Here is a 6,354-nt window from a genome sequence, read left to right as displayed (position 1 = left end):
ACTGCCACCCCCTCCCCTCCCCGCCCCTCTGCCGATCCGGCGTTCATCCACACATATGTGCGCACGGCGAGACCGACGCCCTGTTGCGGCTCAGAGCGCAGCAGCGGCAGATGCGCGGCGAAGATGTCGTTCGCGGCGTCGCGACGGCCGGCCTTGCTGGCCTTGACCACGTCGATCAGCAGCTCCGGGAAGGCATAGCCGGTGTTGGCGCCATCGGCGCCGCGCTCCATCTCGAAATCGAGGAAGAGCCCGCCATTGCCGGTCAGGATCGCGACGCGCCGCAGCGAGCCCTCGGCCTCGAACTTGCGCAGGGTCGAGATCTTCTCCAGCCCCGGCCAGTCCTCATGCTTCAGCATCACGCAGGACGGGTTGTCCTGGATGATCTTGCGGATCACGGCCGGCGTCATCACCACCGAGAGCGTCAGCGGGTAGTCCTGGTCGATCCTCGCTTTGATCGATCAAGATATGTCGTCAAGATGGCTCCGCACATGATGATCGCGCTAGGAATTAATAGACTCTGATTGAGTGGCTCGCCAAAGAGTAGCGCGCCGGCAACGGCAAGCGCTGGAATTCGCAGCGTGTCGAGGGCGGCAACTTGAACGGCGGTGCCATGGCGCGTTGCCTGGCTGAGTGACGCCTGCGTCATGTAGCCGGAAACAGCCATCAGGACGACCGCTAGCAGCAATGTCGCAGTTCCATCCGTGAAGAGTGCTGTCGTCGTCAACGAAGACGGTGGCAGCCTGAGCGTATCCGCTCCCAACAGGCTCAATGTCATGAATATAACCAACTGGATCATGTTCATGAGGAGTAATATCGAATGTGTCGATTGCCTCTCGCTGAGCAATCCCAGCATGATATTCGTGCAGGTTAGAATGGCGACTCCGGAAAACGGAATGATGATCGCAAGGCCGACCACATCCATATATTGATTCACGATCGCTGCAGCCCCGGCGAAAATCAGGCCGAGTCCGACCCAGGCGAATCTGGCCGGTCGCGTCCCGAAAGCGATGGCGCCGAGGGCGGCCGCGAACAAGGGTCCGCTGAACTCGATGCTCGCGACGAGGCCCAAGGGCAGATTGGCGACGCTCCAGACCACCGTGATCGCGCCCATGGCATGGAGCGCGCTCCGGGCCAGATGCAGTTGCAGGGGTGAGCGCCAGACCTCGCGGAACAACCGGCGGTCGTGCCAACCCAGGACGAGCCCGATCGCCAAACCACCGGCCGAGCGTATGGCAAGAATTTCCGGATAGGAGAGGTCAAGCTTCAGTTGACGGATTGCGACAGCGAGGAGGAAATAGGCGAAGACGTTTCCGGCCATCCAGCCTGCAAACGCGAGCGAGACCGCCCCGTCCAGCGCCGGCCCGCGAGCATCCGGCTGAGAACCGCCATCCGGATGGGGATCGAAAGCCTGACCTGCTCGAAATAGGCGGCGTTCGGGAGGCTGTCGCATGACTTGTCCGTCTCGGAATGCCGCGGCAGCGGATTCATGATCATCGTTTTCGAGCGATTTCTGAGGATCTTTTCGGCCGTCAACGTGAATTTCTCGTCTTCTGCCTTTTGAACCGCATCCATCTCGCCAATACGCCCGCTGATGATGCTGGACGCTCTTTGAGTCTGGATCGAGAGCACGTCATGATCCAACGTGGCTTCGACGTTATCCACCCTATCGATCGTCGTTCCGCAATGCCTCAGGTCATCTATGGCGGCCGCGGCGACGTTTGACAGCTTGGTCTCGGGTGCAAGGCAGAGGGTGAAGCGCTGCGGCGGGCGCAGCGCCAGCAGCTTCATGAAGGAGAGAGCGTGACGGGCGGTCGGATCGCACGACAGTGCCACGGACAGGCGCCTGACATCGCCGAGGCGCCGCTCTATCGTGAAGAGATCGACAAGGGCTTGGGTCGGATGCTCACCGATCCCGTTTCCACCGTTGATCACAGGCAGGTGTGTCAGACGCGCGATCTCTTCGACAGTGGCGACATGCTCGGTTCTGGCGACGATGAGATCGCAATATTCCGAGATCGTGCGGATATGATCCTCCAGATCCTCCCCTTGAGCCTTGCCGAGCCGGCTGCCCGGGGAAGCGGAGATATCGACGATGTGATGGCGTAGCCGAGAGGCCGCGACGTCGAAGCCGATCCTGGTCCGCGTGCTTTCCTGCTCGAAGAACAGGCCAATCATCCTGGCACTCGTCCGGGCGGGCAACTTTCCGTCGGCGATCGCCTCCGCCTTGTTCAGGACGTCGAGCAGGTCCCGCTCGTCGATATCATCGGCGGATAGGAGGTCTTTGACACCTACGCCGGCCATAGTGCCCTGGCTCCCGTTATCAGGAAACAGAACATATCCTGTTTAGGCTGCGGAGGAACGGCTCTTTTTCGTTCCGGTTGTGGAAGGCCGGTCGATCGCGGGAACCGCAACGCGCCGGTCGATGATCGGGTCGATATCCTTCTTCGGCATGGGCCGCGCGAACAGGAAGCCCTGGACGCCGTAAGGGGCAAAGTGCGTCACTGCCTCGAACTGTTCCGGCGTCTCGACGCCCTCGACGATCATCGGCACTTTCAGATCGCTCGCCAGACCAGTGATCGCCCGCATCAGCGCGCGCGCCTTGCTGCTCGTGGCGATGCTTCCGACAAAGGCGCGATCGATCTTCAACAGGTCGATCGGGAGCTCGGCAAAATAGCTCAAGGACGAATAACCCGTCCCGAAATCGTCCAGGGCCACCTTCACGCCGAGCGCGCGTATCCTGTGCAGCGTCGCGATCACGAAGTCCTTGTCTTCCGCCAGCGTCGTCTCGGTGACCTCGATGGTCACGCGGTGCGGTGCGACACCGGTCCACCTCAGAGCGTCCTCGATGACGCCCACGAGATCATGGTCGCGGTGGAACTGCTTGCCGGATACGTTGACGCTGACGCCGACCGGCTCCGGCCAGCTGATCGCAGCCTTCAGCGCTTGCTCGATCGCAAAAGAACCGAGGCTCTTGATCAGCCCGTTCTGCTCGGCGAGGGGGATGAATTCAGCGGGGCTCAAGGAGCCCCGCGTTGGATGCTTCCAGCGCATCAGCGCCTCGCACAACAGGATCGTGCGACCGCGCGGACTGTAGATCGGCTGGAAATGCAGTTCGAACTGACCTTCGACTATGGCTCTGGCCAGGTCTTGCTCCAGCTCAATCCGCCGGTCATAGGCTTCGCTCAGCTCAGGCACATAGGATTGCCAGCGGTTCTTGCCGTCTGCCTTCGCCTTGTAGAGAGCCAGATCGCAGTGCTTGAGGGAGCGCTCGAGCGTCTCGTCAGTCGCGTTGGCGACCCCGATACTGACCGAGATCGAGAGCGTAGCTTTGCCGACACTGATCGATTCGGCAAACAAGCTGACCACCAGCGCGGCCAACTCGGCGACATCCTCGCTGGCGCGAGCGGACACGATCATGAACTCGTCACCGCCGATGCGCGCGGCTTTATCGCCCCGTCCGAGAACCGAGGAGATGCGATCGGCGACCAGCGACAGCAGGGCATCGCCGACATCGTGACCCAGCGTGTCGTTGACTGTCTTGAAGTCATCGACGTCGACGGAGAGAAGATAGGTTCGCCTTCCCGACGATAGCCGCTCCTCAACCTCCTCAATGAACCCTCGCCGGTTGAGCAGCGAGGTGATGCTGTCGGTCTTCGCGATGTTCCGGAGATCGCGAGTCGTGCGGAAGTTCGATACGAACACGCGGTGGATGACGTCCGAGGACGAGACCGTCAGGACGACGGTCATCAACAGCGCCGCGGCGATGACGACGAAGGCCGTAATCTGCGATGCGATCAGCGCGCCGGCGAAAGGCAGCGCCGCGCAGGTGACCTGGATATTCGTGATAAACGGGCGGGAGCTATTGCGGCCCCCGATTCCGGCGATGTAGCCGATCGTCTGCGCAACCGCCAATGTCACGATCCGGTCGTCAGAGTGAGCCGTCACGGCATAGGCGCCGAAGCAGCTCATCGTGAGGGCGGTCGCCCAAGCACCGGCATAGGCCAGCCGCTCGAACACCGCTGTCGAGAACGAGAATTGTGTCCGTCGATAGAAAACCTGGGTCCCGAACCGGAATGCGCCGACGCAAGCCATAACGGCGCTCAGCAGAGCGAAGACGGCGTCACCGGTGATGCCAGCGCAAGCTGCAATCACGATCGTTGCGATCGTCATCCCGAGCGGGATTGCCAACGGCGTGCCATAGAGCGCACGCACCATGACGCTGCGAAGCTCAGGATCATAAAGGACAGTCTTGGAAGCACGCGCCTTCATCAGTGTCCGAATCTGAGCCCCAGCTCCTTTAGCGGCCTGACACTTCTAGCAATGCAATCGTCGCTAATTCGTTGACGCGGGAGAGGCCTGAACCGCTCCAAAATTCAATCAGCGTTACCCCGGAGTATATATGGCAGCCACATAATGGCACCGGGGCATCACTATCTTGGCAAAAGAGCTGGCTCTCCCGCCGAGATTCACAAAAGTGATCTTGGAATGGTCGCGAAGTTTCGATCTTGCTTGGGCTTATCAAAGCAGCGCTGAAGCGAGGATGCAGAGCGTTTGTCAGAAACTAGATGGGTGGAGCGCGCCATTAGCTGACATTGACTTTCTGAAGCGGACGCTGGCTTCCCGGACGCTGGACGCCGACGCCTTATTGCTGGGGACACCCAAAATGCTGCGGCCCCCGCAGTCCTTTAACTTTTGACATTGACGGGGACCGGGGAAAGACGCCCCGTGGGTCGGCAGTTGTTCCTTGCTTATGGACATCACCGCGTACGGCGCATTCCGACACCGCCAAGCGGAGACACGCCATGATCACCGGAAAAGGCCGGCTGAACCTGCGCGACGGGCGTGGGATCGACGTCCTGTATCAATTCGCGGGCGAATACGACGACCGCCGAGCTGGTTACCTGCTCTTCGACACGGTCCAATTCGACGACGGCCTGTTTTGCACTCGACAGATCCTCGACTGTGATGACGGCACATCCGTGGTGCTCGTGGTCGTGAACCGCAGCGACAAGCATCTGGTCGTCCATGGCCGCGTGCTGACGCTCCCCGCTGAGGCCGCCTGAGTGCCGGAAAGCCGACATTCGAGCGATGTGTTTGATCTGCCGAAGCGCCAGTCGGCACCGCGATCGGCGTCACGGCAACGCCGACCAGATCGTTGTTAGCAGGCCACTTCGCTAATGTAGGGCACGCGCGCATCGACTCGTTCTGCTTCAAGCGCGGGCTGCGAAAGAGAAGCGGGCCAATCTCAGGAACCTGGCCTCCGCGAAATGCGTTGATCGCCGGGTCGCTGCGGCAAATGCCGTCGACGGCCATGAGATCCGGCGATGAAGGTCACCAAACGATCCAGCTACCTGCAGGGTCTGATTCAGCGCCTAGTTGACGATGGTCGGCTGAAAAAAGGCGGCGCGGCACACGCTGTCGCGCTCCAGGTCGCGCAAGATGGCTACAATAGCCTTACGGCTCAACAGCGGGGCTTGTATGAGGCTCAGGTAATCCCCGTGATCATTAAATGGGAACAAGAACAAGATCTGGATGCGTCCCACAACGACGGCGGCGTGCTTGGACACTTCCCTCAAGGAGGCTAGAGATGACGAATCCTCAGGATCATCTGCTCGACTGGCTCCGCGACGCCCACGCCATGGAGCAACAGGCGATTACGATGCTGTCCGCGTTGGCGCGTCGCATCGAGAACTATCCCGAGCTCAGGGCCAAGATCGAGGACCACCTGGCCGAGACGAAACGGCAAGCTTCGCAGATTGAGAGCTGCATCGAGCGTCTCGGCGGGAACACTTCGGTAATCAAAGACCTCGCAGCCACGTTCATTGCAATGGGCCAAGGCTTGAGCGGCTTGTTTGTTGAAGACGAGATCATCAAAGGAACGATGGCCAGCTACACGTTTGAGCATATGGAAATCGCAGCCTACCGCGTCTTGATCGCCGCAGCGGACGCCGTGGGCGACCTTGAGACCAGCACTGTCTGCGCTCGAATCCTGGCTGAGGAGGAAGCGATGGCGGGTTGGCTCGCCGAGAACATTCCCGTCGTCACCGCAAAATACCTGTCGCGCGAGGCGACGGGTGGCGTCGAGGCTAAGCGCTAGTGGTAAGCGGAGGGCTGGAGCATGTTGACTGTTTGGTCGTAGGCGGCGGGCCTGCTGGCCTCACAGCGGCAACTTACCTTGCTCGGTTCCATCTGCGGGTCATTGTCGTCGATGCTTTCGAGAGTCGCGCCCGCCTCATACCGATCTCTCGTAATGTTCCGGGCTTCCCGAATGGCGTGGCAGGACAGGATCTGATTGCACTCATGCGGACGCAGGCCACGCAGTATGGTGCACAGCTACATCACGGCTCGGTTCGC

General features: G+C 60.7%; 7 protein-coding genes and 1 pseudogene. 4 read left to right on the top strand and 4 right to left on the bottom strand.

What is annotated here, in order from left to right:
* The 4 genes and pseudogenes from B6S44_RS15110 to B6S44_RS15095 form a co-directional block, all read right to left on the bottom strand.
* Nucleotides 1-437: pseudogene (locus B6S44_RS15110) on the bottom strand (dihydrodipicolinate synthase family protein); the annotation flags it as partial.
* A complete protein-coding gene (locus B6S44_RS15105; RefSeq protein ID WP_129157723.1) occupies nucleotides 422-1,318 on the bottom strand; it encodes a DMT family transporter in 897 nt (298 codons plus the stop codon). The gene B6S44_RS15105 and the pseudogene B6S44_RS15110, both read right to left, overlap by 16 nt.
* Nucleotides 1,264-2,301: an aspartate carbamoyltransferase gene (locus B6S44_RS15100; protein ID WP_129157722.1), complete on the bottom strand. Its 1,038-nt coding sequence runs from the start codon at nucleotides 2,299-2,301 to the stop codon at nucleotides 1,264-1,266. The genes B6S44_RS15105 and B6S44_RS15100 overlap by 55 nt, the downstream gene beginning before the upstream one ends.
* 42 nt (nucleotides 2,302-2,343) lie before the next feature.
* Nucleotides 2,344-4,269: a putative bifunctional diguanylate cyclase/phosphodiesterase gene (locus tag B6S44_RS15095; RefSeq protein WP_129157721.1), complete on the bottom strand. Its 1,926-nt coding sequence runs from the start codon at nucleotides 4,267-4,269 to the stop codon at nucleotides 2,344-2,346.
* Nucleotides 4,270-4,802: 533 nt separating this feature from the next.
* Here B6S44_RS15095 and B6S44_RS15090 point away from each other — a divergent pair.
* The 4 genes from B6S44_RS15090 to B6S44_RS15075 all read left to right on the top strand — a co-directional run.
* Complete coding sequence (locus tag B6S44_RS15090) at nucleotides 4,803-5,063, top strand: hypothetical protein (protein WP_129157720.1); 261 nt, start codon at nucleotides 4,803-4,805, stop codon at nucleotides 5,061-5,063.
* Between the two features lie 261 nt (nucleotides 5,064-5,324).
* Complete coding sequence (locus B6S44_RS15085; protein ID WP_129157719.1) at nucleotides 5,325-5,585, top strand: hypothetical protein; 261 nt, start codon at nucleotides 5,325-5,327, stop codon at nucleotides 5,583-5,585.
* A gap of 2 nt (nucleotides 5,586-5,587) precedes the next feature.
* Nucleotides 5,588-6,097, top strand: a complete 510-nt coding sequence (locus B6S44_RS15080; RefSeq protein WP_129157718.1) for a ferritin-like domain-containing protein — start codon at nucleotides 5,588-5,590, stop codon at nucleotides 6,095-6,097.
* Nucleotides 6,097-6,354, top strand: a 258-nt coding sequence (locus B6S44_RS15075; protein WP_206735170.1) for an NAD(P)/FAD-dependent oxidoreductase, incomplete at its 3' end; no start/stop codon positions are given. The genes B6S44_RS15080 and B6S44_RS15075, both read left to right, overlap by 1 nt.

Source organism: Allobosea sp. Tri-44 (genome assembly GCF_004123845.1).
In the GTDB taxonomy this organism is placed as follows: domain Bacteria; phylum Pseudomonadota; class Alphaproteobacteria; order Rhizobiales; family Beijerinckiaceae; genus Allobosea.
This window is presented reverse-complemented; position numbering and strand designations above follow the sequence as displayed.

Bases quoted from the DNA above. Each gene is read 5' to 3' on its own strand.
- B6S44_RS15105 (WP_129157723.1), bottom strand. From the start codon at position 1,318: ATGGCCGGAAACGTCTTCGCCTATTTCCTCCTCGCTGTCGCAATCCGT.
- B6S44_RS15100 (WP_129157722.1), bottom strand. From the start codon at position 2,301: ATGGCCGGCGTAGGTGTCAAAGACCTCCTATCCGCCGATGATATCGAC.
- B6S44_RS15095 (WP_129157721.1), bottom strand. From the start codon at position 4,269: ATGAAGGCGCGTGCTTCCAAGACTGTCCTTTATGATCCTGAGCTTCGC.
- B6S44_RS15090 (WP_129157720.1), top strand. From the start codon at position 4,803: ATGATCACCGGAAAAGGCCGGCTGAACCTGCGCGACGGGCGTGGGATC.
- B6S44_RS15085 (WP_129157719.1), top strand. From the start codon at position 5,325: ATGAAGGTCACCAAACGATCCAGCTACCTGCAGGGTCTGATTCAGCGC.
- B6S44_RS15080 (WP_129157718.1), top strand. From the start codon at position 5,588: ATGACGAATCCTCAGGATCATCTGCTCGACTGGCTCCGCGACGCCCAC.